General features: G+C 47.9%; 19 protein-coding genes. 13 read left to right on the forward strand and 6 right to left on the reverse strand.

From position 1 onward, the window contains the following. Nucleotide 1 precedes the first annotated feature (1 nt). Nucleotides 2-2803 carry a leucine-rich repeat domain-containing protein gene (locus ACSF8X_RS17470; protein WP_500851823.1) on the reverse strand — a complete coding sequence of 934 codons (2802 nt, stop codon included), beginning with the start codon at nt 2801-2803 and terminating at the stop codon, nt 2-4. Between the two features lie 343 nt (nt 2804-3146). On the opposite strand from ACSF8X_RS17470, the gene ACSF8X_RS17475 reads away from it, so the two are divergent. Together ACSF8X_RS17475 and ACSF8X_RS17480 are read left to right on the forward strand one after the other, a co-directional pair. Continuing rightward, a complete protein-coding gene (locus ACSF8X_RS17475; RefSeq protein ID WP_047879897.1) occupies nt 3147-4175 on the forward strand; it encodes an HlyD family secretion protein in 1029 nt (342 codons plus the stop codon). 4 nt (nt 4176-4179) lie between these two features. Next, a complete protein-coding gene (locus ACSF8X_RS17480) occupies nt 4180-5718 on the forward strand; it encodes a DHA2 family efflux MFS transporter permease subunit (protein WP_500851824.1) in 1539 nt (512 codons plus the stop codon). A gap of 181 nt (nt 5719-5899) precedes the next feature. Here ACSF8X_RS17480 and ACSF8X_RS17485 read toward each other — a convergent pair whose 3' ends face one another. Continuing rightward, nucleotides 5900-6178 carry a hypothetical protein gene (locus ACSF8X_RS17485; protein WP_047879899.1) on the reverse strand — a complete coding sequence of 93 codons (279 nt, stop codon included), beginning with the start codon at nt 6176-6178 and terminating at the stop codon, nt 5900-5902. Nucleotides 6179-6508: 330 nt separating this feature from the next. Between ACSF8X_RS17485 and ACSF8X_RS17490 the strand changes: the two genes are divergently transcribed. Together ACSF8X_RS17490 and ACSF8X_RS17495 are read left to right on the forward strand one after the other, a co-directional pair. Then, nucleotides 6509-7033, forward strand: a complete 525-nt coding sequence (locus tag ACSF8X_RS17490; RefSeq protein WP_047879900.1) for an RNA methyltransferase — start codon at nt 6509-6511, stop codon at nt 7031-7033. Nucleotides 7034-7220: 187 nt separating this feature from the next. Further along, the gene (locus ACSF8X_RS17495; RefSeq protein ID WP_500851825.1) at nt 7221-7367 is read left to right on the forward strand and encodes a hypothetical protein; all 147 of its coding nucleotides are present in this window, start codon (nt 7221-7223) and stop codon (nt 7365-7367) included. A 185-nt stretch (nt 7368-7552) separates the two neighbouring features. On the opposite strand, the gene ACSF8X_RS17500 is transcribed toward ACSF8X_RS17495, so the two are convergent. Next, a complete protein-coding gene (locus tag ACSF8X_RS17500) occupies nt 7553-8455 on the reverse strand; it encodes a LysR family transcriptional regulator (protein WP_047879902.1) in 903 nt (300 codons plus the stop codon). Nucleotides 8456-8575: 120 nt separating this feature from the next. On the opposite strand from ACSF8X_RS17500, the gene ACSF8X_RS17505 reads away from it, so the two are divergent. The 6 genes from ACSF8X_RS17505 to ACSF8X_RS17530 all read left to right on the forward strand — a co-directional run bounded on the left by ACSF8X_RS17505 (nt 8576) and on the right by ACSF8X_RS17530 (nt 13848). After that, nucleotides 8576-9514: a universal stress protein gene (locus tag ACSF8X_RS17505; RefSeq protein WP_047879903.1), complete on the forward strand. Its 939-nt coding sequence runs from the start codon at nt 8576-8578 to the stop codon at nt 9512-9514. A 29-nt stretch (nt 9515-9543) separates the two neighbouring features. After that, nucleotides 9544-9987 carry a phosphate-starvation-inducible PsiE family protein gene (locus tag ACSF8X_RS17510; protein WP_500851826.1) on the forward strand — a complete coding sequence of 148 codons (444 nt, stop codon included), beginning with the start codon at nt 9544-9546 and terminating at the stop codon, nt 9985-9987. A gap of 224 nt (nt 9988-10211) precedes the next feature. Beyond that, entirely contained in the window at nt 10212-10985 is a 774-nt protein-coding gene (gene modA, locus ACSF8X_RS17515) for a molybdate ABC transporter substrate-binding protein (protein WP_500851827.1), read from the forward strand. Then, nucleotides 10985-11674 carry a molybdate ABC transporter permease subunit gene (modB, locus tag ACSF8X_RS17520; RefSeq protein ID WP_500851828.1) on the forward strand — a complete coding sequence of 230 codons (690 nt, stop codon included), beginning with the start codon at nt 10985-10987 and terminating at the stop codon, nt 11672-11674. The genes modA and modB overlap by 1 nt, the downstream gene beginning before the upstream one ends. Beyond that, nucleotides 11671-12756 (forward strand): molybdenum ABC transporter ATP-binding protein ModC, encoded by a 1086-nt coding sequence (gene modC, locus ACSF8X_RS17525; RefSeq protein ID WP_500851829.1) that lies wholly within the window; start codon nt 11671-11673, stop codon nt 12754-12756. Before modB ends, modC begins: the two co-directional genes overlap by 4 nt. Nucleotides 12757-13191: 435 nt before the next feature. Next, a complete protein-coding gene (locus tag ACSF8X_RS17530; protein WP_500851830.1) occupies nt 13192-13848 on the forward strand; it encodes a CAP domain-containing protein in 657 nt (218 codons plus the stop codon). A gap of 105 nt (nt 13849-13953) precedes the next feature. On the opposite strand, the gene ACSF8X_RS17535 is transcribed toward ACSF8X_RS17530, so the two are convergent. The 3 genes from ACSF8X_RS17535 to malT form a co-directional block, all read right to left on the reverse strand. Then, complete coding sequence (locus ACSF8X_RS17535) at nt 13954-14235, reverse strand: hypothetical protein (RefSeq protein ID WP_047879909.1); 282 nt, start codon at nt 14233-14235, stop codon at nt 13954-13956. A gap of 166 nt (nt 14236-14401) precedes the next feature. Then, the gene (locus ACSF8X_RS17540; RefSeq protein WP_047879910.1) at nt 14402-15085 is read right to left on the reverse strand and encodes a DUF4336 domain-containing protein; all 684 of its coding nucleotides are present in this window, start codon (nt 15083-15085) and stop codon (nt 14402-14404) included. 29 nt (nt 15086-15114) lie between these two features. Then, nucleotides 15115-17823 carry an HTH-type transcriptional regulator MalT gene (gene malT, locus ACSF8X_RS17545; RefSeq protein ID WP_047879911.1) on the reverse strand — a complete coding sequence of 903 codons (2709 nt, stop codon included), beginning with the start codon at nt 17821-17823 and terminating at the stop codon, nt 15115-15117. A 599-nt stretch (nt 17824-18422) separates the two neighbouring features. Here malT and ACSF8X_RS17550 point away from each other — a divergent pair. The 3 genes from ACSF8X_RS17550 to glgB all read left to right on the forward strand — a co-directional run bounded on the left by ACSF8X_RS17550 (nt 18423) and on the right by glgB (nt 25348). Continuing rightward, nucleotides 18423-20882: a glycogen/starch/alpha-glucan phosphorylase gene (locus ACSF8X_RS17550; protein ID WP_500851831.1), complete on the forward strand. Its 2460-nt coding sequence runs from the start codon at nt 18423-18425 to the stop codon at nt 20880-20882. An 84-nt stretch (nt 20883-20966) separates the two neighbouring features. Beyond that, nucleotides 20967-23150, forward strand: coding sequence for a 4-alpha-glucanotransferase (gene malQ / locus ACSF8X_RS17555; protein WP_500851832.1), 2184 nt, complete (start codon nt 20967-20969; stop codon nt 23148-23150). A gap of 53 nt (nt 23151-23203) precedes the next feature. Continuing rightward, entirely contained in the window at nt 23204-25348 is a 2145-nt protein-coding gene (glgB, locus tag ACSF8X_RS17560) for a 1,4-alpha-glucan branching protein GlgB (RefSeq protein WP_500852112.1), read from the forward strand. The last annotated feature ends 416 nt before the right edge of the window (nt 25349-25764 follow it).

Consider the following 25764-nt stretch of genomic DNA (forward strand, 5'->3'; position numbering starts at 1 on the left):
ATTACTGGTCTTGTAGGATTTCACATTCAGGGAAGGCATCGCGGAAAGCCTGCGGTATTGCCACAATGTGATAGTTGGCATCGTAACCGGTATTGAGATCAGGACTAGTGGCACGTCGGAAATCGAGTCGTTTGAGGTTCGTTAGCTTAAAGAGTACCTCTGGGAAGTGACGGAAATGGTTGAACGACAGATCCAGCTCTTCCAACTCACTAAAGGCGGCGACGCTCTCTGGCAGAGCCTTGAAAACATTACCGGATAGGCTCAGGCTACGAATATGACGGTAGTGTTCGATGCCTTTCGGCAGGTCACTCAGCAGGCAGTTCCCCAAATCCAAACGGGTGATATCGCTCCGTCCGGTTAGCTCTGCTGGCAGCTCAAATTTGGCGGCTCCAAGTTTGCCAAAGCGGTTGGCATAGTATGTTGGATGCCAATGGTAGTTTGCCGGTTCTTTGTCGTGCCAGTATTGCATGATGGTATCAAAACCCGCGCCGCGCCGAAGGTCGAAAGTCCCGTTTTGGATCAGCGACTCCCAGATCGCCAGTAGCTGCGGGGTAGGTTTTTTCTGCATGAGTACATACATCAACCCCTCGCCATAACGGTCAAAGTAGCTCTTGGCAAATGCGTTACAGAGTGTTTCGCCCCATTTTTTGCGCTGTGCCTTGAGTTTCTCTACGAATTGCCCTTGCCCGTAGAAGTTGTTGTAGTCATCCCTTCCTCGAACTGAATGGAAGAGGATCCTGTCGTTGACAGCCAACTGGAATGCCTCATCGCCGTGGCCAGCAAGCAGTTGTTTGATCTGTTTGCGTAGGTTGTTGTCGGCGGTTGTTTTGAGGATCAAGAATAGCGGTAAGTGCAATTCATCGGTAATACCGCCTTGTTCGAGGAGTTGAACCGCGACTTGGTGGGTGGCTTCTTCCGGTGAGGCAAGCATAGCGAGAATGGAATCGCCCATTGTTTCATTGCCTTGCTGCTGAAGGAACTTCGGAGCCTGGGTGGTGAAATAATTCTGTAGGCTGGTGTCGTCAATGAGCGTATGGCGCTCGAGATCCAGTAATGAAATGTCTTTGGGCGCAGTGCCAATCAATACGTGGGTTACGTTGCCATCGAGCTTTTTGCTAACGCTAAAGCCTAGCTCAGTGGCTTTTGACTTGATTTCACCCGCTTTGATCCCGCTGCGGCCACAGATGAACAGTACGCTATTGGCATTGAGCGGCTTCAGCTCTTCATTGCTTTCCGCGAGCTGTCGCAGCCAGTTTTTATGCTGGGCTTTGAAGCGGTTGTATTTGGCTGCCATCAAGGTCAAATGGAACTCGGCTGGCATTTCCGGTAGTTCTCCCGGTTTATTGATGCCAAGCAGAGTATTTAGCCATCTTAGGCACTGCGTAGGGGGAAGCCCGCTGTCGCGCAGAATGGCCATTTCACTGACAATATGCGAGTGATGGATTGAAATCTCGACCTCTGGCGGCAATGCCAGCCATACCGGTTCGACATGCTTGGGGGTGATATCCAGTCTTAGCGCCTTGAGGCGTGGCAGGTGTTCCAAACCGTGCAGAGACGGGAGGTTGCAATATTCGTGTTCCCAAGGTTCGATCCAGATTGACTCCAATGAAGACATTTGGCTGATATCACCCAAGTCTGCCTTGTGACAGGCGAGCAGATTGAGCGTTTGGAGTGTTTGGTGGGTCGTGATTGTCGCTGGTAGCGAATTGCCGGCAAGCCCTCGCAGAGTTAGCGTTTTCAGTTGAGGGAGAGCAGGGAGTGCGCTGGCATCACCAATAGCGATATTCAAGTCGTTTAATTCTTGGCAGCCTGCGAGCCATTCAGGTAATCCGATTGCGTTTATATTGCCCATCCACAATTGTTTGAGCTTTGGCAGGTGCAGGTTCGCCAACGGGGCCAGATCAGTCTGCTCGCCGTAGACAAACAATTCAGCAAGGGGCAAGCCTAGTGGCAATAGTGGGGCTTCGAGTTCGATACTGTCGAGCTGTAGCCGAAGCTTATGCATCTGTTTGATATTGGCAAATAACGCACTGGGAACGGGGGCGCTTAAGTTTTTTAATTCGAATTTGCAATGGGTGATATTGCTGATGTTAGCTAGCAACGAAGGGGCAAGATACCCGCCATGCTGCTCGATGGTTAATGACTCAAGCTGTACGTTAGTGGTCAGCATATCTGCAGGTAGTGCTTTATCCGTACTGATAGAGACTTGAAGTGCATTCAGGCTAGCCGGAAGACGAAGCGTTTTTATATCTGTAATGTTTGGTAGTTCGAACCTATATCCGTGCCCGCCGATATTCATCGAGAGTATTGCGGTGGCGGCAAGGTCGATATCTAGGGTTCGGCAGAGTGGGCTTAGGCTGATCTTTACTGTTTCGAGTCCTGAGTTGGCATCTGCATAGAAGGCAACGTCAACCGTGTCCAGAGTGATGTCCAATTGCTTTAATTGTGGCAATTGCCCAAGCAATGAGATGTTCTGGTTTGAGCATCGCTCAAGTTCCAGTGAGTTCAATGCGTGAAGCATTGATGGGGTGACATCGGTGAAATCAGTATCCAGACCTTCGTCGGTATCGGTGATAAGGCATTCAAGTGAAGGGAATGCATTGAAAAAGTCTGCATCAATGACCTGTTTGCCATTTGCACTGTCAAATTCTGCTATTTTGATTTTTTTGACATTAGGGTAAGCGGTGGCGATGGTTTGCCAGCTACCCAGAGGCTCATCCGTATCAATAACCAGATAATCGGTAGCGGGATGTACTTGGCTGAGAGCTTCGTCAACGCGAAAAGAGAGACGGGATTTTCCCATAGCGGTAAATGCCTTGTAGTTATAGTTAGCACAGGGGCGGAAACAATGATTGATGAATCTAACATTATATGGGTAATTATTTGAAAATTATACGCTTGTGAAATATGCCCGGTCTCTTGCTCCCGTCGGGGGATGGGAGTAGAAAGCGTATTCTGTACTACTAGTGAGGGGAGAAAAGTGCTCGCGTGGACGGTAATGGAATGAAAGATTGCATTATTAGTTCATGTTATTCGTTGTTGGTATTGTGATCTGGATCTAATATTTGTGAAAACAATAATATATTCAATCACGAGCGCTGAACGTTAGCGCGTCAGCCCCAAATGGCAACCAACTGGTTATAATAATGAGTGAAAATTCAACGCCTTCCCATTTTGTACGTAATTTAGCTGTTACATCCTTTGTGTTAATTATTCTGGCAGTACTGAGTTATTTCTACATTGAGCATCAAAAGAACTACCCAAGTACCGATGATGCCTATGTGCATGCCAACATTATCTACATTGCCCCGCAAGTCAGCGGAAAGGTGCTAACTACAAATATTGTCGATTACCAAAAAGTCAGCAAAGGTGATTTGTTGATACAGATCGATCCGGCCCCGTTTCAGGCTCAGTTAGACGAGGCACGCGCCGCCTATGAGATGGCCTTGCAGAATAATGCAGCGACTGATGATGCGATCTTGGCGGCGAGCGCCAATGTGAAAAGTGCTGTCGCACAGCTTTCCGATGCGCAGGCAACCTACCATCGCATTAAGGATCTGGTTACTAAACAATTGCTGCCTGCACAGCAACTTGATGACGTTCAGGCTAAGCTCTCTTCTGCGGAAGAAAATGTGATTGCGGCACGCGCTAAGATGTCGCAGTTGATCAAATCGCAAGGGGCTAAAGGCACTGAGGCTCCGGAAGTTAAGAAAGCCGCATCAGCGCTTAGCCAAGCAACATTGTCACTGTCATACACCAATATTTTCGCTCCTCGCAGTGGCAGCCTTGGTAAGTTGAGTGCGCATGCCGGTAGTGTGGTTTCACCGGGCCAGGCATTGGTACCGTTAGTTGAAGACAATACGTTCTGGGTACAGGCAAACTTCAAAGAAACTCAATTGGAGCGTATTACAAGTGGTATGCCGGCCAGTATTGAATTGGATCTGTATCCAAAAGCTGAATACCACGGCACTATTGAAGCAATTTCGCCGGCCAGTGGTTCTTCTTTTTCACTGCTACCACCGGAAAACGCGACAGGTAACTGGGTTAAAGTTCCGCAGCGATTCCCGGTACTTATCCGCCTGAGCAATGAGGCTGAACACCCTGATTTTCCTTTGCGTGTCGGGGCGAGTGCAACGGTAACGGTCGATACCGTTTCAAACCCTCAAGAGCAGTAAACATATGGCTGAAATTCCACACACTGCGAGTAACAATGATGACTCGCAGGTAATGAGTGAAGGCAGCCGTACCTTAGTGACATTGGCAGTGATGCTATCGGCAATCATGGTGTTGCTGGATATGACGATTGCCAATGTTGCCTTGCCGCATATGATGGGGGCTCTGGGTGTCACTTCGGATCAAATCACTTGGGTACTGACGTCCTACTCGATGGCCGAGGCAATATTTATCCCACTGGCCAGTTTCTTGGCTCTCAAGTTCGGGGTGCGTAAGCTCCTGCTGATGTCGGTTGTCGGTTTCGTCGTTACTTCGGCATTGTGCGGACAAGCGGATTCTATCGCCGAAATGGTAGTCTTCCGGGTGATGCAAGGGGCATTCGGTGCCTCGGTCATTCCGTTATCTCAATCCATTATGGTGCAGATATACCCGGCTAATCAGCGCGGTAAGGCGATGGCATTGTTCAGTGTCGGGGTACTTCTAGGGCCGATCCTTGGTCCGACGTTGGGTGGGGTGATCACCGAGAATATGGATTGGCGTTGGATTTTCTACGTCAACTTGCCTATCGGTGCTATCTGTCTCGCGTTGATTTATTTCTTTGTCAAACTCGACGGCCGAGCTAAAACCAGCATTGACTGGCCGCTGGTGGTTGCCATGACAATAGGGATTGGCTTGCTGCAGATGGTGCTTGACCGAGGTAACGAGGACTCATGGTTTGAATCTAATATGATCCTGTTCTCGGCCATTATCAGTGCGATAGCTATTGTGTTTTTCGTGGCCCGATCCATTGTCACCAAGGGGGACATCGCGCCCGTTTGGTTGCTGCGGGACCGCAATCTTGCCATGTCGTGTATCGTGATGGCGGGTTTCTCAATGGGGATGTTCGGTATCACTCAGCTGCAGCCCATGATGCTTGAGCAGTTGCTGAACTACCCGGTTGAAACCACGGGTTTTGTGATGGCGCCACGGGGTCTATCGTCGGCGATTGTCTTGCTATTGATAGCGAGATTTATCGATAGGTTAGATGCCCGGGTTCTGATTGTGATTGGACTTTCCTTGAATGCCCTGGGTACTTACTTGATGACCCAGTATTCATTGGAAATCAATATCTACTGGATTTTGTTGCCGAGTATCATTCAAGGCGCGGGCATGGGGTTGGTATTTGCACCGTTGAGCCAGTTGGCCTATGCGACATTGGCGCCGAAAGATACTGTGGGCGGGGCAGTGATTTATAACTTGTGCCGGACAATCGGCGGCTCTTTTGGTATCTCTATTGTGAATACCTACTTCTCGCGCACTCAGCAGCAGGAGTGGCATGCGTTAGGCGGGGCGTTGTCGCCAACTAACCCGGCGTTGCAACAGGCCGCTCAGGCTCAAGGTACAACCATTACCGATCCGGCGTTTTTGGTTCAAATCCAAAATATGTTGCACCAGCAATCTACGCTGACGGCCTTTGTCTACACGTTTGGCTTTTTGCTGATCTCATATTTGTGCCTGATCCCATTGCTGGCTCTGTTTAAGCCTAAGCCTAAAGTGGCATCATAGCGAGATCGCCAGCAAGGCAATAAATGGCCCTATGGTTTTTCTGTAGGGCCTATTTTTTTACCGAGTGCCGACGGGATGCTAAACCCATAGTGTCCTAGATGGAATAGTGTTCCAGGTGGAAGAGTATCCTCAGGTATCTTGAGATAGCTTGGTTTTCACCTTGTTTATTGGGATTGGTTGTTTATTTGGATTGGGTCCAGCCTTTTAAGGCCCAAACCAGAGCTTTGGAAAGGAGTGAAAGCAAGGGCATGATCAGGAACGGTGATAAAATAGTCAGAATTACCGCAGGGATAAAATAAGGCCCATGATAATGAGTGAGCTTATAGCCGAAATAGCTCCATGACGCTAGGCAAACCGCGCCCATTAGCATACTGACATCGAGTACCCGCGCTATTTTCATTGCGATACCGCCGCCAATTAATACGCCGCAAACGGCCATAGCCAAATCGGCAAATTTCATTGTTAAAAGCATCATTGATAATTGTCACTATTATAATTGGATGATTGGTTGCTTAACCCATCGGGTATAAGTCCTTTATATCAGCGTCTTAGTATCTATGGTGATGCGTAGAAAGGCAATATATTGATTGAAATAACAATATACCTAAGTCACATCAAGATGACGCATTCAGCGTGCGCAGAATGACATCCAGAAGGCGAGTTGGCATAGTCACCCTTGCCATGGGTGGGACTTGTTTTGCTGCGCCTTTTGAATTCGAAGTGGCTTTGGTAGAATGCCAAGCCTAATCTGGCAGCCCTTGCCAGACAATGCAGATCAGAGAAACGCGACATGAAAGATACCCGCATAACCATAGGATTACTTAACCCGAAAAGCCCCGAGAATGTAGGAGCAGTGATGCGGGCTGCAGGGTGCTATCAGGCTGACGAAGTGAAATATACCGGCCAGCGTTATGATCGGGCGATGAAGTTCATTACAGACACCAAAAGTGTCAGTCACACTATTCCTCTTTCAGGCGGGGACTCACTGTTGGATGATCTACCGGCAGATACGGAAATTGTATGCGTTGAATTGGCATTGGGGGCGACGCCGCTTCCTCAGTTCCAGCATCCCAAGAAAGCCATTTATATTTTTGGCCCAGAAGATGGCAGCATTTCACAAGATATTACCGACAGGGCGGATCATGTTGTTTATGTGCCGACGGTTGGTTGCATGAATTTGGCCGCATCGGTCAATGTATTACTGTATGACCGTCTGGCTAAGTCTGAAAATATGGCACAAGGTGACGAATTGATTCGCAGCAGCCGTGATAACCGCAATAAACTTCGAGTGAAGAAGGTTGAACAACCCGCGTAATGAATGGATACCCAAGCTGATAAAATAAGCTTGGGTATTTTTTTATTATTATGCTGAAGGCTTTATTTTGATCGTGATTGGGAAAGCAATCACGGTGAAAATGAAAGCATAGAAAATAGGCAGCAAGGCAACGCTGCAGCCCGCCAATACCGCATCCAGATCGATTGGATAGTGGCCAAAGATTCGAATGAGCCCGTATACCGTCGTTAATCCAGCGCTGATCCAGCAGATATACATGCAGCGCGTTGAGGTTATTGCGGCAGATTCTGATGGGCGAATGAAAAAAGCACAGAATGTCGGTAGAAACGTAGTGATGACTGATTGGCTATCATAAAACTGTTGCCATTCGGCCATATTAAGAAGATAGCCGATGGAAAAAATGCACCCGACCCAATAGAAAAGTAAACCAAGAAGTTTCAAAATTCACACCTGTTGTTATACAACCGTCATTAATAACGGCTTATTCGACGGAATTATATACCTAGGTTGTATTTGAATGCAGTATTTAGCGCGGAGGACTCAAATATTATCGGTAACATGTTTTATGAAAGCTTTGCTTAACGGGGTCTCATGGCGGTGCGGAGGTTTGACAATATGCCAGTAGGTGGTAATTGGAAATGATTTAACAGATAGCAGCTCAAATTGATTATCGATGCTCTCTTTGAGGGCGTATTCCGAAAGGATCGCTAACCCCATTCCCGCCATGACGCAATGCTTGATCGCTTCGTTGCTTTCGATAACCAGCTGCGGGTTAAACGTGATGTTGAGGGTCTTAAAATGCTGGTCAATAGCATGGCGTGTTCCAGATCCTAGCTCACGGGATAGCCATGGGTATTGGAGTAAAGATTTGGGTGAAATCTCTTTTTGCAAAGTCAGAGGATGGCCAGTAGGGGCGATGGGATATAAGCGATTGGGCAAGAAACGAGTAGCGAATGGTGGCATGTCTGGTTCAAGGTGACTAAATAGGTAGAGGTCATCGCGACCTTGCTGGTATCGGCTCAGGATTTTTTCACGGTTGGCAACTTTGAGGTCAATATCCACCAGTGGGTAGCATTGGCAAAAACTGCCTAGCAGGTGGGGGATGAAATATTTGGCTGAAGTAACGACGGCTACTTTCAATGTGCCAGCTTTGAGTTGCTTCAGGTCTGCAAGATCAATCTCCAGTCTGTCTAGGGTGTTGAAGAGTTCCTCACTGTATTTGGCCAGTATGTCGGCTGCCTGTGTAAAGACAATGCGCTTGCCGACTATTTGGTAGAGCGGCATATCAATTAAATCAGAAAGCTGTCGTAATTGGATAGAGACGGTTGGCTGGGTTAAATTTAATTGGTTGGCAGCCTTGGTAATCGATCCCGTTTCGTAGACCGTTAAAAAAACACGTAAGCTTCTGAAATTAGAGAGGCGTCGACGAAGATGCTGAGTCATAACCAGAGGTATAGATTTTTCTCAATACATACTATTTAAAGAATTAATTATACTTTAGACAGGTAATTTTGCATGGTTGCTTTAACCTTTTAGTCACATTGAACAGTGTAAGGAGGCAACATGAGTTTCAGTCCTATCCTTGTTCCTATCGCGCCTGAGCAGGCGCTCAATGATTCGTTCCATCAAGCGTTTAGATTTGCCAATCAGTGCGCAGCACAGGTAACGTTGCTGAGCGTGATAGAAGATCTTGCCGAGTTAAAAGAAATATCTCGTTATTCATGTACGACCCTTGATCTACTGGATAAGGCCACCAAGATATATCACGATGCACTCAAGGAGCACGTCCATGTGCTCAAGAAGCAATATCCAAACATCTGTTTCAATATCAAAATACGAATAGGCGTACCATTTATCGAAATTGTCAAGGAAGCGAATGCCAGTCATTCATCCTTGGTGATCATCGACTCCCACCGTGCCAACAAAACCGATGCATGCAAGCGTGGTAGTAATACTCTTCATTTGATGCGTAAATCCGCCGTGCCCATTTGGTCGATAAGTACCCATTCGCAACCTGTTAAGCAGGTTGTGGCGGCGATAGATTTGGCTAATCAGGACTATCAGGAATTTAATGCCAAAATAGTTGATTTGGCAGTGGAATTTTGTTCGGTAACTGGGGCTGAATTAACCCTTGTCCATGCATGGCGGCTTGAGTCTGAGGGTTTCCTTAGGAAGTGGAGCGGTTATGAGGATCTAGATATCGCCTTGCTGTCACAACAGATGCGCAGCGAGCGGCTTGAGCGTTTGAAGTCATTGCTGATCCCTTATGAAAATTCACCGATAGTGAAGCATATCAAGTTGCTCGAAGGTGAAACCCGTGAGGTGCTGCCCCGATATGTCGCCACAAGCGATACCGATTTGGTCATCCTTGGTTCATTGTCACGGACCGGAATTGCCGGCTTCTTGATGGGCAATACGGCTGAATCCATGCTCAATACCATGAGTTGTTCGGTGATCACATTGAAGCCAGATAGTTTCGTTTCGCCCGTGGTGGGGGAATAGGTGGATGAAGGTACGGGGAGGGGGTTGTTATGAAAATCGACAACAACGATCTATTGTCAAAGAAGTTGCAGGTGGTTATTCATCTCGCCGTACGTTCGTTATCTATTCTGATGGTTTTCGTCATTGTGATGGGCGTATTGGATGTCGCGTGGACGCTATATCAACGATTGATTACGCCCCCTGTTTATATTTTGACTATCTCAGACATGCTGGCGACCTTCGGGGCGTTTATGGCGGTGCTGATAGCCATAGAGATATTCATCAATATTACGATTTACCTTCGGGAGAGTGTCATTCATGTAAAGATAGTAATGGCGACGGCGTTAATGGCGATTGCCCGGAAAGTGATCATTATTGATGTGGAGCAGATGGATGCTACGTATCTATATGGTATTGCTGCGGTGGTCCTGAGTATGAGCGTCGGCTACTGGCTTATTCATTTGCTCCCCAGAAAGAGTCACCTTGAGGAATAATGGTGTGGTGCAGGTCTGTACGTGATTGAAACAATGACACGAACAAATGGCCTGCATCCCGTATTTTAATTGACCTAAACGGCAGGGGGCGCTTGGAAAAGGAGTTTGGACCTCGTTTTATTGCAGAAATAAGCACATATGGATGCAATGCTTATCTCGCGGTGTTTTCAGATAGCGTTATATACCTTACTATATATCGGCTTGAAAGGTATGAGGACAAAGCAATGAAATGTGGTTATGTAGGCAAGGTATTATGTGTGCTTGGGTTGGGATTGGCTTCTATGGTGACTCAGGCCGCCGAGACCGTTACTGTATTTGCTGCGTCATCGTTGACTAACGCGCTAAATGAAGTGGCTGCGTTGTACGAGAAGCAGGCAGGGGTAAAAGCACGTATATCGTATGCATCATCGTCTACGCTGGCGCGGCAAATTGCTCAGGGGGCACCGGCAGATATCTATTTATCAGCCAACGAGCGCTGGATGGATTACCTGCAAGAGATCGATACAATCCAGCCTAAAACCCGTCAGTCACTGCTTGAAAACCACTTGGTCGTGGTTGCGCCAAATGATTATCCGAAAGATCATATTGAGGTGACAGCCGATTGGGATCTTGACCAAGCACTTGAGGGCACCCGACTCGCCGTGGGTGATCCGAACCATGTACCGGCAGGTCTGTATACTAAGGAATCGTTTGAATCCCTAGGGCTATGGCAGCAAGCGCTTCCGCTGTTGGCTCAGGCCAATAATGTCCGCTCTGCGCTACTGCTGGTGGAACGTAAAGAGGCGATGTTGGGTGTGGTTTATAAAACTGATGCCATGATTTCCAAAAAGGTAAAAATTGTCAGTGAATTGCCGGATAACAGTCATAGCCCAATTTCTTATCCTGTTGCTATTGTAAAAGATCGGGATATCGATACAGTACTCGGCTTTTATCACTTTATGCTGTCAAAACAAGCAGCAGAGGTGTTCGCCCGTTACGGGTTTGGAGAAGCGCATTAGTGTTAACGGATTATGAATTACAGGCATTGCTGTTAAGCCTGAAAATATCCGGTGTTTCGGTTTTGGTGAGTTTACCCTTGGGTATCGTCTGCGCTTGGTTGTTGGCACGTTGCCAGTTTGTCGGCAAGTCGGTGCTTGATGGCTTGATCCATTTGCCCTTGGTGCTTCCGCCTGTGGTGATTGGCTACCTGTTGTTGGTTGTTATGGGACGCCAAGGTGTGTTGGGTAAGCTTTTTTATGAGTGGTTTGGTATTACCTTCAGTTTTAGCTGGCGAGGAGCGGTTATTGCCGTTGCCGTGGTTTCATTTCCTTTGATGGTTAGGGCGATACGCCTTGCTTTGGAGGGGGTGGATCGCAAATTGGAGCAGGCCGCTCGTACCTTGGGGGCAAGCCCGCTGAAAGTGTTTTTGACGATCACTCTGCCCTTGACGATGCCGGGGATCGTAACGGGCTCTATTCTTGCCTTTGCCCGTGCGTTGGGTGAGTTCGGGGCGACGATTACCTTTGTGTCCAACATTCCTGGTGAAACTCAAACAATCCCACTGGCGATGTACTCGTTTATCGAAACGCCTGGAGCCGAGGATCAAGCCGCCAGACTTTGTGTGATTGCCATTATCATTGCGCTGACATCGCTGTTGGTTTCTGAATGGTTATCGCGAATGGCCCGTCGTCGGCTGGAGGCTCAATGATCACGATTGATGTGAAAAAGGCACTGGGTGATTTGGATCTGGATGTTTCGCTGTCGTTGCCTATGCATGGGATCACGGCCATATTTGGTCGCTCTGGGGCTGGTAAAACCTCATTAATTAATATTATTAGTGGGTTAAGTACACCTGACAGCGGGGTGATCACGATTGGCTCGCATGTGCTTTTTGATAGCGAGCAGCAGGTCAATCTACCGCCTGAAAAACGCAAGATTGGCTATGTGTTTCAAGATGCCCGCTTGTTTCCGCATTATACGGTGAGCGGCAATTTGCGCTATGGCTGTCGCCAGCCCGATCCTGCCCAATGGGATAGTGTGGTTAACTTGTTGGGGATTGAACATCTTCTTAATCGTTATCCCGCATCATTGTCCGGAGGGGAGAAACAACGGGTGGCGATTGGCCGAGCCTTGTTGTCAAATCCGGATATGTTGCTGATGGATGAGCCTCTTGCCTCATTGGACTTGCCCAGAAAGCAAGAACTTATGCCGTATTTGGAGCGCTTGGCGAAAGAAGTCAAAATTCCAATCGTCTATGTTACCCATAGTCTGGATGAAATATTACGTCTTGCAGATCATATGGCGATGCTGAATCAAGGAAAGGTTTTAGTTTCAGGCCATGTGAACAGCGTATGGGGTTCACCGGAGATGCGACCTTGGCTTCCACCGAGGGAGCAGAGTTCATTGCTCAGTGCCAGGGTGAATTACCAACATCCCCATTATGCGCTAACTCAGGTGATGCTCAATCACGATGCGTATTTATGGGTTAAGGAGCTGAAACGCCAGCGTGGTGAATGGGTGAGGGTAAGGATTCATTCTAATGATGTCTCTATTACCAAAGTTCGTCCTGAGCAAACCAGTATCCGTAATGTTCTGTCGGCACGGGTTGATAAGATCCACCCGGTCGATGATCAGCAGCAGGTGGAAGTGCGGCTTCGAGTGGGTGAGACGAATTTGTGGGCCAACATTACTTTATGGGCTGCTGATGAGTTGCGGCTACAGGTCGGCGATAAGGTATTTGCTCAAATAAAAGGGGTCAGCGTGACTCAAGATGATTTGGCTGCATTGTAAATTGGGAATAATAAATTTCTGCTAAATATATCCGTAATAATCCATATCCCAAGTCTTCAATATTATAAGAGTCGTATTATGCGGCTCTTTTATTTTTATGGTGGCAGTCCGTATTGACTATGTATACAGCCATTAGGGTTTGTGAACATCGACATAAATCAATGCAGAGTGATAATTTGTAATAGTTTTTATAAATCATGATCTTATTGATTTTATGTAAGAGCTGTGCCCTTTTGAATATGTCAGTATCGTGTCAGTTTGATTAAAAAACACCCGTTGCATATTGAAGCGTTCAGCCGGTAGTCAGTATAGTGTGCCCGCAAACATGACTGTATTACTATTATATATTACCCAGAGGAATGCCACTGCGATGACAGTGCGGGGCTTATTTTGCCTTTTATTCCCATCGGATAAACATCAACGGCTGGTTATATTATGAAACTCATTCCTATCACTGTACTGTTTTCTGCATTGGTTCTTGCGGGTTGTGGCGGAGGCGGTGGCTCTGATTCATCGTCTACGAACTCCACGGGCGGAAACAAGACGCCAACACCAACAACGCCGGATAACAGTGGTTCTGTAGATAGCGGTTCAGTAGATAACGGCAGTACTGATACCGGTAATGCAGGTGATAACACCAATACTAACAATGGTGATGATGAGGTATTAGTTCCGGGCGAAACATTTGCTGAGAAAATGCTTTTTGCTGTTAACCAAGCGCGTAAGCAACAGCAAAACTGTGGTGGTGAAATCATGCCAGCCGTACCGGCGTTGATATGGAATACCCAGCTTGAAGATGCTGCTCAGTTGCATTCCATTGATATGGCCAATACGCAGAACATGAGCCATACAGGGAGTGACGGCAGTGATGCGGGTGAACGTATTTCTCGTACTGGCTACCAATATTCATCATGGGCAGAAAATGTTGCCTATGGTCAGGCTGACATTGATGCGGTAATGACGGCTTGGATGAATAGCCCGGGTCACTGTAAAAATATTATGAGCAGTAGCGTAACAGAGATGGGGGCAGGAATGGATACGGGGAACAACAACCGTAATTACTGGACTCAGGTGTTTGCTCGACCACGCTAATGATTATAAAGGGACTCTGATGAGTCCCTTTTGTTTATATGCCCTGAAGATACTGGATCTTTAAACGAGAAAGCGTATCGAGGTCATTGTTTGAGGGCTCGGTCTTTAATGAGTCTGGCTGAATCTTTTGGCCGCTTCTAGCTGGTAGGTTTGGATGTCATGTACCCATTGCGGTTTATTGATGACTTTAGCAAGCAGAATAGAGGGCATGACACAGCACAATAGCGGAATAGCAGTTTGGAAGTATGTTGTGGCGTAAGATACCTCGTTGGACAAATAATTAAACAGCCCAAGTATGCTGAAGATCACTCCGAGCATAACCATAATGCTTGAAATGACGAGGCCAAGGCCAAGAATATCTCTGACATATAATTTTGATGCGTTCATAATTCGATGTTCCAACAAGATTAATTGTCTGAAATATACGCCTTAATATTGAACTTTAAGTGACTCATATCACATATGAACAGGGTTGACTCGATAACTGGCGTTTTATTGACACAAGGCAAAATTGTATCAATTACAAGCATTAATGGATAATAGCGGGCATTAATTATGCTTTTAGTGCCCATTGAAATGCACGGTGAAGCACTTGTTTACCATTGGTTGGGATGTTCTTCCCATGAGCAAGGATAATTCGGTCGAAGGGCCAGGTTAGAATTTCCTGCAATGATTGTCGTAATCGTGTCTTGTTATGGAAGGTGATACGCCAGTACAGAGGCATTGATGGTTGGTAGTAGCAACCGTTCAGTACACCCAGTAATAGGGTCAGTGGGTGGCGGCTTTGGTGAAACCAAGCAAGGGTGTCGCCAACTATTAGGGTCTCCGAAATGGGATCACAAAAGATAACCTCTTCCATCCGGTCGCTCCCGCGAAGCAACGTTTGAAAAAGCTGATTGCGCCATTGGGGAGGGCAGTGGCTGCCGAGTGCATCGTCGAATGCGAGATCGGTGCGCTTTTGCTGAAGGCCGGGTGGGGCATAGAAATAGGCGTTGGGGTAGGCAAGCCACCATTCTGACAAGAATAGATGATGGTTCATATTTGGGCTGACAATGGCCGAAACTTTCCCTAGTTTGGTCAGCTCAAGTTGTATTTGGGTGGTAAGCTCAATGGGTGAATGGATCAACAATTGTTCGTTGTCGAGCTTTATCACAGTCATGCGTGTACCGACAGGAATGCCGCTCATTGTGAGCGGCATATCTTGGTACCAAAGGCGATCTTTGCACCATTCAATCATAGGTTATCCTTAACCTGATGGACTCTTTCCTAGAATCCCATGAGTTTCAACAATTTTTCTGCTGTTTCAATGGCCTGTTGTCGGTTTGCGATATTAAGCTTCTGATATAAATTTCGGATATGGGTTTTGATGGTTGTTGAAGCCACATCCAACTCCGAGGCAATTTGCTCGTTGCTGTAACCGGTATAGATTAAACCAAGGACTTGCCATTCTCGCTGGGTAAGCGGACTGGTACGGATAAGCTCTGGTATATCCGGCAGGTTCAGCAGTTTCTCGACAAAACTCTCATCAAAGTGCACCGAGCGATTACGCTCCTTGCTCGTCATTTCCCTGAGTAGCTGACGGGCGCGGTGAAGCTCAAATTCATTAAGTGCTTTCGAGTCAACGAGCTCTTGCAGCAAATCGCAAATTTGGCTGCCGTCACACAGGAAGATGCCAATCATACCTGTACTGTTGGTTAGCGAAATCGCTTCTTTGAGCTGCGCTAGGGAACGTTCACGTTGTCCTTGTAACTTGCTCAAGATTGCTTGTATCACAAGGTTGCGATTTTTATCTGTGATCAGATTATGTTTCTTGCAACTTTCTTCAAGCATCGCAAATATTTTTTCTGCGCGTTCAAACTCTCCGAGATTGACACAGGCCCGGCCGATATTGCGCCATTGTAGTTGCTGAAAGTGGTTGCAGGCTCCGTCAGGTTGCTCGGCTTTTACTAGCCAGTTACGGATACTTTCCATGTTGTCGGTAAGTTGCCAGTAAAGCAGGTTGGCTAGATCGGTGTTGGCTCGCCAGTCGATATGATAGCAGGAACGATCCATCATGCTGTTACAGAGGTCAAGGTAACGAGCAGCCTTGTCTTGTTCGCCCCGGGTAATGGCGATGCGTGCCAGCATGGCATAGGCATGAAGCGATTTGGTTTCGTCGTAGGGCGCAAGCACTTCAAGACTTTTGTGGGCGGCTTCTTCCGCTTCATCCAAGCGGTTCCAGCACCATAGGATCTGTGCTCGTAAACGAAGGAGAAATTCATGGAGGGGCACTTGCTGGAGGTGCTGTTCGCGTACCAGTTTGAAGGCTTGGTCCAATAGTTCAAAAGCAGCTTGGGCATAGCCCTGTGCCAATAGAATTTCTGATTGTTGCAACAACGCCCATAGCGCCTGATGATAGACGTGGTATTGGCGTGCCATTTTTTCGGTTTGCTGCATCATTGGTAGGGCTCGGCTTAGATTGCCGAGGCAGTGGTGCACTTCTCCGACGACCGAGGTAGCGACAATGCGGCTGCGGTAGGTTGTTGACGGTAATTGCCCTAGCGCCTGCTCAGAAAGGGTTAGTGCTAGCTCCGGTTTGCTTTGGTTAATAGCGACTTGGGCTCGAAGTGCATTGAATTCACCAAGAATCGCATCATCCAGTGTTATATTACGCTTTTGTAACTCGGCTTCAGATTCGGTGATCATATCACCGACATCGTTATAGCGGTGCTGACTCTGTACAAGCCACATTCTCAATAGGCACAGGCGCGGGTTAGTGTAGAGTTCATCGTGACTGATGGCAGAGATGGCATCTTCGAGTAACTTCATTTCGCCGTGGTGGAACATTTCCCAGCCATAGTCGCAAAGAATATCGATGACGAGTAGCGTATCTTCGCATTTTCGGGCATGAAGCAGTGCCTGTTGCGGTGAATTTTGTTTGAGCCAGGCTCGGGCTGCTTGGGCGTGTAGCTCCGCGCGCTGCTGTGGAATTTGGGCGTAGCGCTGGTGGCGGAGGAATTCGGCAAATAGGTTATGGAAGCGGTACCAATTATTGTCGCCTTCAAGGGTATTGAGGAACAGGCCGAAGCGGTTTAAGGATTCCAGCATCGCCAATGCATCGCTACGGCCAGTAAGATCACTGACGAGCTGTGCATTAAACATATCCAGTACCGAGCAATGCAGTAAAAACTGCTGGGTCTCGTGATCGAGCTGATCGAACACTTCTTCGGCAAGATAGTCCCAGAGGTGGCCACGGTTGAAGCTGGCCATCGATTCAGCCGATGCCACAAGGTTGTTCGGGTTCTGCTGGGCATGGAGGGCGATGAGCTGCAAGGCGGATGGCCAACCTTCTACTTGGCGGTGCAGGGTACGAAGCACTGTTTCTTCGATATTGTCGCCGATTCGTTTGCTAAAGAAGCGTTCGGTTTCTTCCTCGTCAAAGGCCAGCAAATCGTTGTCGACCTCAATAAGGAGATCACGAATGCGCAGGTTGGCGGTTCCCAGCGGAGGCAGCGTTCGGCTGGTGACGACGAGGGTAAGGTTATCCGGCATGTTCTTGAGGAAGAAGCGGAGGCCATCGTGGATTTCGTCATTATGGATTACATGATAGTCGTCCAACACCAGATAAGTTTGTTCACGGTAGTCGCTCAGTTCTCCGAATAACTCACTGAAGAGGGTGCTCAAGCAGGCAAATTGGCGGCGCTCGGCCATGGCTTGGGTACGTTGACAGCTGTTGTTAGTCGCTTTGTTGATTGCTTGCATAAGGTAATTGGCAAAGCGAAATGCATCGTTGTCGTTTTCATCTATGTTGAACCAACCGGTATGCGGGTGTTCATTAAGCCATTGGGCGGCCATGGTTGTCTTGCCAAAACCGGCTGGGGAGCGAAAAAGCACAAGGTGATAGAACGGTGCTTGCTCCAGCGTTTTCAACAAACGCGGGCGAAGAATGGCATTGTGAAGGCGAGCCGGTCGGGTCAGTTTAGAAGGTATCCACATAGTCTTAGCTATCTTACCTGTAAGGTTTCAGTTCCATTGTGCCCTACTACCTCAGGGATGAGTGTAGGAAAATCGTCATATACCCAAGCTACATCTAACGCGTTGTTTCCGTAAGAGTATATCTGTCTCTCATCAGGGCACGGATTTGCAGATATAGCGATTCACTGCCGTTTGAATCCTATACCTTGAGGTAGCTTGGGTATATGACTAAGAGCGGAGAATATCTTGCATGAAAAGAATCTCACAACTTTTGATCTGGCCCATAACTTTACATTGGGCTTGAGTTAATTCAGCAAATCTCCGCATCTCACCCTTAGATTTATGAACTAAATCACACTTATTGGATCTTTCTAAAATAAATACTCACTCCATTGCACATAGAAATATACTCATTTTATATGCAGTGATTTGCATTTAAATGGTGATGATTTGCCTTCTACCCCCTGAAAACTTGCAGGTTGTCACAGAAAGTGAGGGGGTCTGGTAACTACGCCCCTGATACTCATCCCTCATCCTCCTTTTTCCGGGAGGATGTTTCGGATGATTAATGAAGGCAACATTAAACACAATTGGAAATCATCCTAGAGCGAGATTGAGCCATGTCTAAAAATGGTCAGACACAACAATTTGACAAGGCCGCTTTTCAAGCTGCCGTTGAGAAGCACCTTACGACAACCTATGCCGCAACAGTAGAGAATGCCACACCACGTAATTGGTATATGGCAATGGGCAAAGCACTGGCTGAAATCAGCACCGGCAATCTACTGGCGACCGAACAGCAACTGGCGTCAGAGAAAGCACGCAGTGTGAACTACCTGTCGTTAGAATTTTTGATTGGCCGCCTGACAGGCAACAACCTGATCAGCATGGGCTTGTATGAAGATGTGGCTGCGGCCATGGAAGAGTTGGGCCAGAACCTGACCGACTTGCTAGAAGAAGAGCGAGACCCTGCTTTGGGTAATGGTGGCCTGGGCCGTCTTGCTGCTTGCTTTATGGATTCGTTGGCTGCGCAGGAATACCCTGCCGTAGGTTACGGTCTGCACTACGAGTACGGTCTTTTCCGTCAGTCATTTGTAGATGGTCGCCAAGTAGAAGCGCCAGATGCGTGGCGTGGTATTGAAGGCTACCCGTGGGAGGTCGTTCGTCCTGAACTGACTCAGCATGTAAGCCTTTACGGCCACGTTGAAGCCTATGTTGATGATGCGGGCAATAACTGCCGCCGTTGGGTTCCGGGTATGACCGTTGAAGGTATTGCGTGGGATTTGCCAATTGTCGGCTACGGCAACAACAGCGTTTACCCGCTGCGTCTTTGGGAGTGCCGTTCTTCTGCGCCGTTCAACCTGTCACGATTCAACGATGGTGACTATGTGGGTGCGCAATACCCAGCTTTGGAAGCGGGCAACGTAACCAAAGTGCTTTATCCAAATGACAATCACGATCAAGGCAAGGCACTGCGTCTGATGCAGCAGTATTTCCACTGCGCGTGTTCAGTTGCCGATATTCTTCGCCGCCACCTTGCGGCAGGCAACAAGATTGAAGATCTTGCATCGCTGGAAACTATTCAGCTGAACGATACTCACCCAACGATTGCTATTCCTGAACTGATGCGTGTGCTTATCGATGATTTTAAGATGAGCTGGGATCAGTCCTGGGAAATCTGTTCGCACACGTTCGCGTACACCAACCATACTTTGTTGCCAGAAGCACTGGAAACATGGAGTGAGGCATTGATTCAGCAGATGTTGCCTCGCCATATGGAGATCATCTTCGAGATTAACCACCGCTTTATGTTGCAGGTTGAAAAAACATGGCCGGGTAACAATGAAGTGAAGCGTAAGCTGTCCATTATTCAGGAAGGCCCACAGCGAATGGTGCGGATGGCCAACCTTTGTGTGGTAAGTACATACGCGGTTAATGGTGTAGCAGCATTGCACTCAGAGCTTGTTAAGCGTGACTTGTTCCCTGAATTCAATGAGCTGTTCCCTGGACGTTTGACCAACGTGACCAACGGTGTGACACCGCGTCGCTGGATTAAGTACTGTAACCCAGGGTTGTCAGCACTAATCAGTGAGAAAGTTGGCGACGATTGGCCTGCACACCTTGAGAAGATCGCTGGCCTTGAGAAATTTGCTGATGACGAAGCGTTCCAGCAGCGTTACATGGCGGTTAAAAAAGAGAACAAACAGCGTTTGGCTGATTGGATCAATGAAAACATGGGTATCGAACTAGATACTAATGCGATTTTTGATATCCAAATTAAACGACTTCATGAATACAAGCGTCAGCATTTGAATTTGCTGCATATTCTGTCGCTATATCACCGTCTTCTGAATGATCCGACGTTCGATATGCATCCTCGCGTGTTTATCTTTGGTGCCAAAGCGGCTCCAGGCTATGCGCTGGCGAAAGATATTATTTTTGCCATCAATAAAGTGGCAGAAAAAGTAAACAACGATGAGCGCCTTGGCGGCAAGTTGAAGGTGGTATTTATCCCTGACTACCGTGTTAGCCTTGCGGAAATTCTATTCCCAGCGGCAGATGTCTCTGAGCAAATTTCAACCGCAGGCAAGGAAGCATCGGGTACCGGCAACATGAAGTTTGCGATGAACGGTGCACTGACCATCGGTACGATGGATGGTGCTAACGTTGAAATGCGCGAAGAAGTTGGCGATGACAACATTTTCATCTTCGGCTTGCTGGTGGACGAAGTACAAAAATTGAAGAACGAGGGTTATGACCCTTACCGTTATTACCATGCTGATAGCTTACTGCGTGCAGCTCTGGAGTTATTGAATACTGATGAATTCACACCAGGCCATCCTGGCCAGCTAGCGGCGATTCGCCAAAACTTGCTGGATGGTGGAGACCCATACCTGGTACTGGCTGACTTTGCCGATTACGTGAAGACTCACGAAGAAATCGATGCACAATACCGTGATCAGAAAACATGGGCCCGCAAGGCTATTTTGAACACGGCATTGATGAGCAAGTTCAGCTCAGACCGTAGTATTCGAGACTACGCCAATAACATCTGGAAACTTGAGCCAGTAAAACGCTAAACCACACTGTGGCAACAGTGTCTGAATTGATATCAGCAAAACCCTAACATCGTAGCGGCCGAAAGGCCGCTAACGGAGAGAACGATGAAAGACAATCAAGTACTAAAACAAGTTGCTGACCAAGTTGGTATTGCCGATAGCTATATCAGCGCTTGGGGAGATGAAGCGCGCGTCGATAACGAAACAATCGTTCGTTTGCTGACGTCGCTAGGCTACGACACAAGTTCGGATGAAGCACTGCTGGAGTCTGCGAACAAGCATCTGCGCCCAGATGTTATGGCGCCGGTGAAGGTGATCCGCAGTGGCGAGCCTATGCATATTGAAATGCATCTGGGCCAGAGTGCTCGGATTAGCGATTTCAGCTGGCGTTTGGAAACCGAACAAGGTGACGTGCTGGAAGGCTGGTTGCAGTCTCAGTTGGTACAAGATGACCGTGCTGAAGGCGGGCTGTTGGTGTTTGCCCTGCCTGATAATCTGGCTTGGGGCTACCATAAACTGGAAGTGTACCGTAAGCGCCGTAAATCTCCGTTTGAAATGACCTTGATTGTCACTCCAACCTCTTGTTACAAGCAAGAAGCCTTGCTTAACGATAAGAAACTCTGGGGTACCAGTGTTCAGCTGTATTCAATTCGCACTAACCATAACTGGGGTATCGGTGATTTCGGCGATCTGAAACAGCTCGTTGCTGATGTTGCTGCCCGTGGTGGTGACTTTGTTGGCCTAAACCCGATTCACTCTCTATTTCCAGCGAACCCAGAAGGTGCGAGCCCATACAGCCCGTCTTCACGTCGCTGGCTGAACCTGATGTACATTGACGTGAGCTCGGTAAGTGAGTTTGCCCAATGTGATGAAGCACAACAATTAGTGGGAAGCGCTGAGTTCCAGAAGCGTTTGAACGCTGCTCGTGATGCCAATTGGGTAAATTACAGTGAGGTTTCTTGCCTGAAAATGGCGGTGTTGCCTTTGTTGTTCGCAACATTCCGTGAGCGCCACCTCGACAAGAATACGGCTCGTGCGCAGCAGTTTTTGGCATTTGTCGAAAAAGGCGGTGAGAGCCTGTTGCACCAAGCGGCATTCGATGCGCTTCATGCCGAGTTGAAGAAAGACGACGAGTCAACGTGGGGCTGGCCGGTATTCCCCGAGCAGTATCGCCACTTTGATAACCCTGCGGTTCAGAGCTTTATTAAAACGCATAACGAGCAAGTACAGCTATACATGTACCTGCAGTGGCTTGCTGATACCCAGTTGGCTGAAGTTAATGAATTGGCTCAGGAAAAGGGCATGGTTATCGGCCTGTACCGTGACTTGGCGGTAGGGGTTTGTGACTCCGGCTCTGAGACATGGGCGGATCACGGTGCACTTTGCCAAGATGTCAGCATTGGTGCGCCACCAGATATCCTTGGTCCTCTAGGCCAGAACTGGGGCCTTCCACCGCTTAACCCTGAGGTGCTACAACAGCGTGCCTACCAGCCGTATGTCGATCTATTGCGTGCCAATATGCGTAGCTGTGGTGCATTGCGTATTGACCATGTACTTGGTTTGCTTCGTCTTTGGTGGATCCCTAAAGGCGAGAACGCAACCAAGGGTGCATACATGTATTATCCGGTAGAAGACATGATGGCCATTTTGGCACTAGAGAGCCATCGCTACCAGTGTACGGTTATCGGTGAAGACTTGGGTACGGTACCGGATGAAATCGTTGACAAGCTGGCAACAGCAGGTATCCACTCGTATAAAGTCTTCTTCTTCGAGACAGCAGAAGATGGTGGCTTCTATTCGCCTTCGCATTACACCCAACAGTCAATGGCGGCTTTGTGTACTCATGATATGCCTACCTTGCGTGGTTTCTGGCACTGTGATGATTTGAAAATGGGCGAGGAGTTGGGCTTGTATCCCAATAAGGAACAGCTACAGGGCTTGTTTGATTCCCGTGCGGAAAGCAAACAAAAAATCCTTGATAGTTTGGCATGGCATGGTTATCTTCCTGAAGGTGTTGGGCATAATGCTGCATATGTACCTATGGACAGGAACCTTAGTGAATCGATGCAACTTCATCTGGCATCGGGCGCAAGTGCATTGCTGAGTTTGCAGCTTGAAGATTGGCTAGAAATGGATAAGCCGGTCAATATCCCTGGTACGGTTGATGAATATCCGAACTGGCGCCGTAAGCTATCGGCTTCTTTGGATGATATTTTCACCCGCCAGAACATTGTTGATTTGACTCGTCGCCTGACAGAAACACGAGAAAAAGCATCACACAATCAGTAATCAGGAGTAATGCGTTGGACACATTGAACGTGACACGCAGTGAGAAGGAATATGTGCAGCTCGAAAGGGCTGCATTTTCAGACCCATTTTCATTTTTAGGCCCACAGTACAATTCTCTAAATATCGCTTTGCGCGTATTTTTGCCGGGGGCAGAAAGCGTTGCGGTGCTGACTGGTAGCGGCGAGCGCCTGTCTCTGGAACGAGAAGGTGACAGCGGATTTGTACTGCATGGCGAGCGTGATTTTACCTCAGAGCTTTATCAATTAGTTATCTGCTGGCCGGAAGGTGAGCAGACTTTGTATGATCCCTATCAGTTCCACCGTTTGATTCCATCCTATTCTGTTGTGCAGGCGCCTGATCAAATGCATAGCGAGATGGGGGCTCAGCTAATCACTCTGAACCGAGCTGGGAAACCCGTATCGGGGGTACGCTTTTTGGTGTTTGCACCGAATGCTTCTGCAGTGAGCGTGGTGGGTGACTTTAATGGCTGGGACGGCCGCCGCCATCCGCTGCAGCGGCTGGACGATGGCCTTTGGGGACTGTTTGTTCCTGACTTGGAAGCCGATACCCGCTATAAGTTCGAGATTAAGGACAGTGCAGGCAATAGCCTGCCGCACAAGGCCGATCCATGGGGTTACTATTCTGAGCAATACCCATCTTTTGCTTCCAAGGTGTACGACCAGTCCAAGTATCAGTGGCATGATGGTGCGTGGCAGGGACGAGAAGTTACACCGAAGCATCAGCAACCGTTGTCTTTCTATGAATTGCATGCGGGATCTTGGCGAACCAATGATCAAGGCGAGTTCCTGAATTATCGCGAGCTTGCAGAGGTGTTGATCCCGTATTTGACTGAGATGGGTTATACCCATGTTGAGCTGATGCCGGTATCAGAGCACCCGTTTTATGGCTCATGGGGTTATCAGCCGATTGGCCTGTTTGCGCCAACTAGCCGTTACGGTACACCGGACGATTTCAAGTATTTTGTCGATCAATGCCATCAGGCCAATATCGGGGTTGTACTTGATTGGGTGCCAGCACATTTCCCGTCAGACGGGCATGGCTTGGCGAATTTCGATGGTACGGCACTGTTTAATGATCCTGACCCACGCCGTGGTTGGCATCAAGATTGGCAAAGCTACATTTATGACTACGGACGTGATCATGTTCGTCGTTTCCTTGTTGCCAACGCCTTATTTTGGTTTGAGCACTACCATATTGATGGTCTGCGGGTCGATGCGGTCGCATCCATGCTCTACTTGGATTATTCGCGTGAGCATGATCAGTGGATCCCTAACCACGAAGGCGGTAACGTCAATTTCGATGCTGTTAGTTTGTTACGTTGGGTGAACGAGGAAGTTTATCGCCTCTACCCGAATGCGATGACTATTGCTGAAGAGTCGACGGCTTTTCCGGGAGTGACCAAGCCAACCAGCATGGGCGGATTGGGGTTTGGCTTTAAGTGGAATATGGGGTGGATGCACGATAGCCTCTCTTATATCAAAGAAGAGCCAGTGCACCGTAAATACCACCATAATACCGTGACCTTCCCGATGGTCTATGCCTTTAGCGAGAATTATGTATTGTCACTGTCTCATGACGAGGTGGTGTATGGAAAAGGATCGCTGCTCAACAAGATGCCGGGTGATGAATGGCAACAGACGGCTAACTTGCGCGCCTATATGGGATACATGTATGGCCAGCCAGGGAAGAAATTGAACTTTATGGGGGCAGAGATCGCCCAAAGTGCGGAATGGGCGCATGAAGGGCAGTTGGAGTGGCATTGGCTTCAGTATCCACGCCATAGTGGTATGCAGGCGCTGGTTCGAGATTTGAACCATCTCTACACATCATTACCAGCCCTGTATGAGCAAGATTGTGATCCTGCCGGTTTTGAGTGGCGGATGCAGGATGATGCCGATAACAGTATTCTGGCCCATGAGCGATTCGCACTCAATGGTGACAAGGTACTGGTGGTAACTAACTTTACACCTGTACCGCGATCAGGTTACAGATTGGGCGTGCCTGTTCCCGGCTGTTATGAGTTGGTTCTGAATACTGACGATAGTAAGTATTGGGGAAGTGACGCGACAGTTTGCCTGACTTTGCCAACAGAAGAAGTAGAGAGCCACGGTTTGCCACAGTCAATTGCAATTGATTTGCCACCGTTGGCAACTGTTTTCTATCGTTTTGCCGGCTAATAGCCAGAAAATAAATATGAAAAGCCCGCGATATAACGCGGGCTTTTTTTATGACTGTCTCTGTAGAAAAGGATGTTGGGGGAATATGATGTGCGAGATCTCTTACACGTCGGTAGGAATATGGCGGTTTAATTATGGTGGAATAGCCATTAATTGAAATTAAAATCGTATTTTTTCAATAGCTTAGCTAAGATTTATATATGGTGGGATTATTGTGGTTGAAAAATGTGATCTTTGTCGATTGCCGAAAAATGTCAATCCTTTAATCTTACCCTTGTCAGATGGAGCTGATGAATTGGAATAGAACAGCAGCCAAGGAGTGCGGCACCCTCAGGAAGAGGTCGGTAAATCAGGATGATTTGTCGAGCAGGGAGTGTAAAGGGAACATCGGATGGATCCGATAAAGTAAGTAGGAT

The sequence above is a fragment of the Photobacterium panuliri genome (assembly GCF_059920555.1).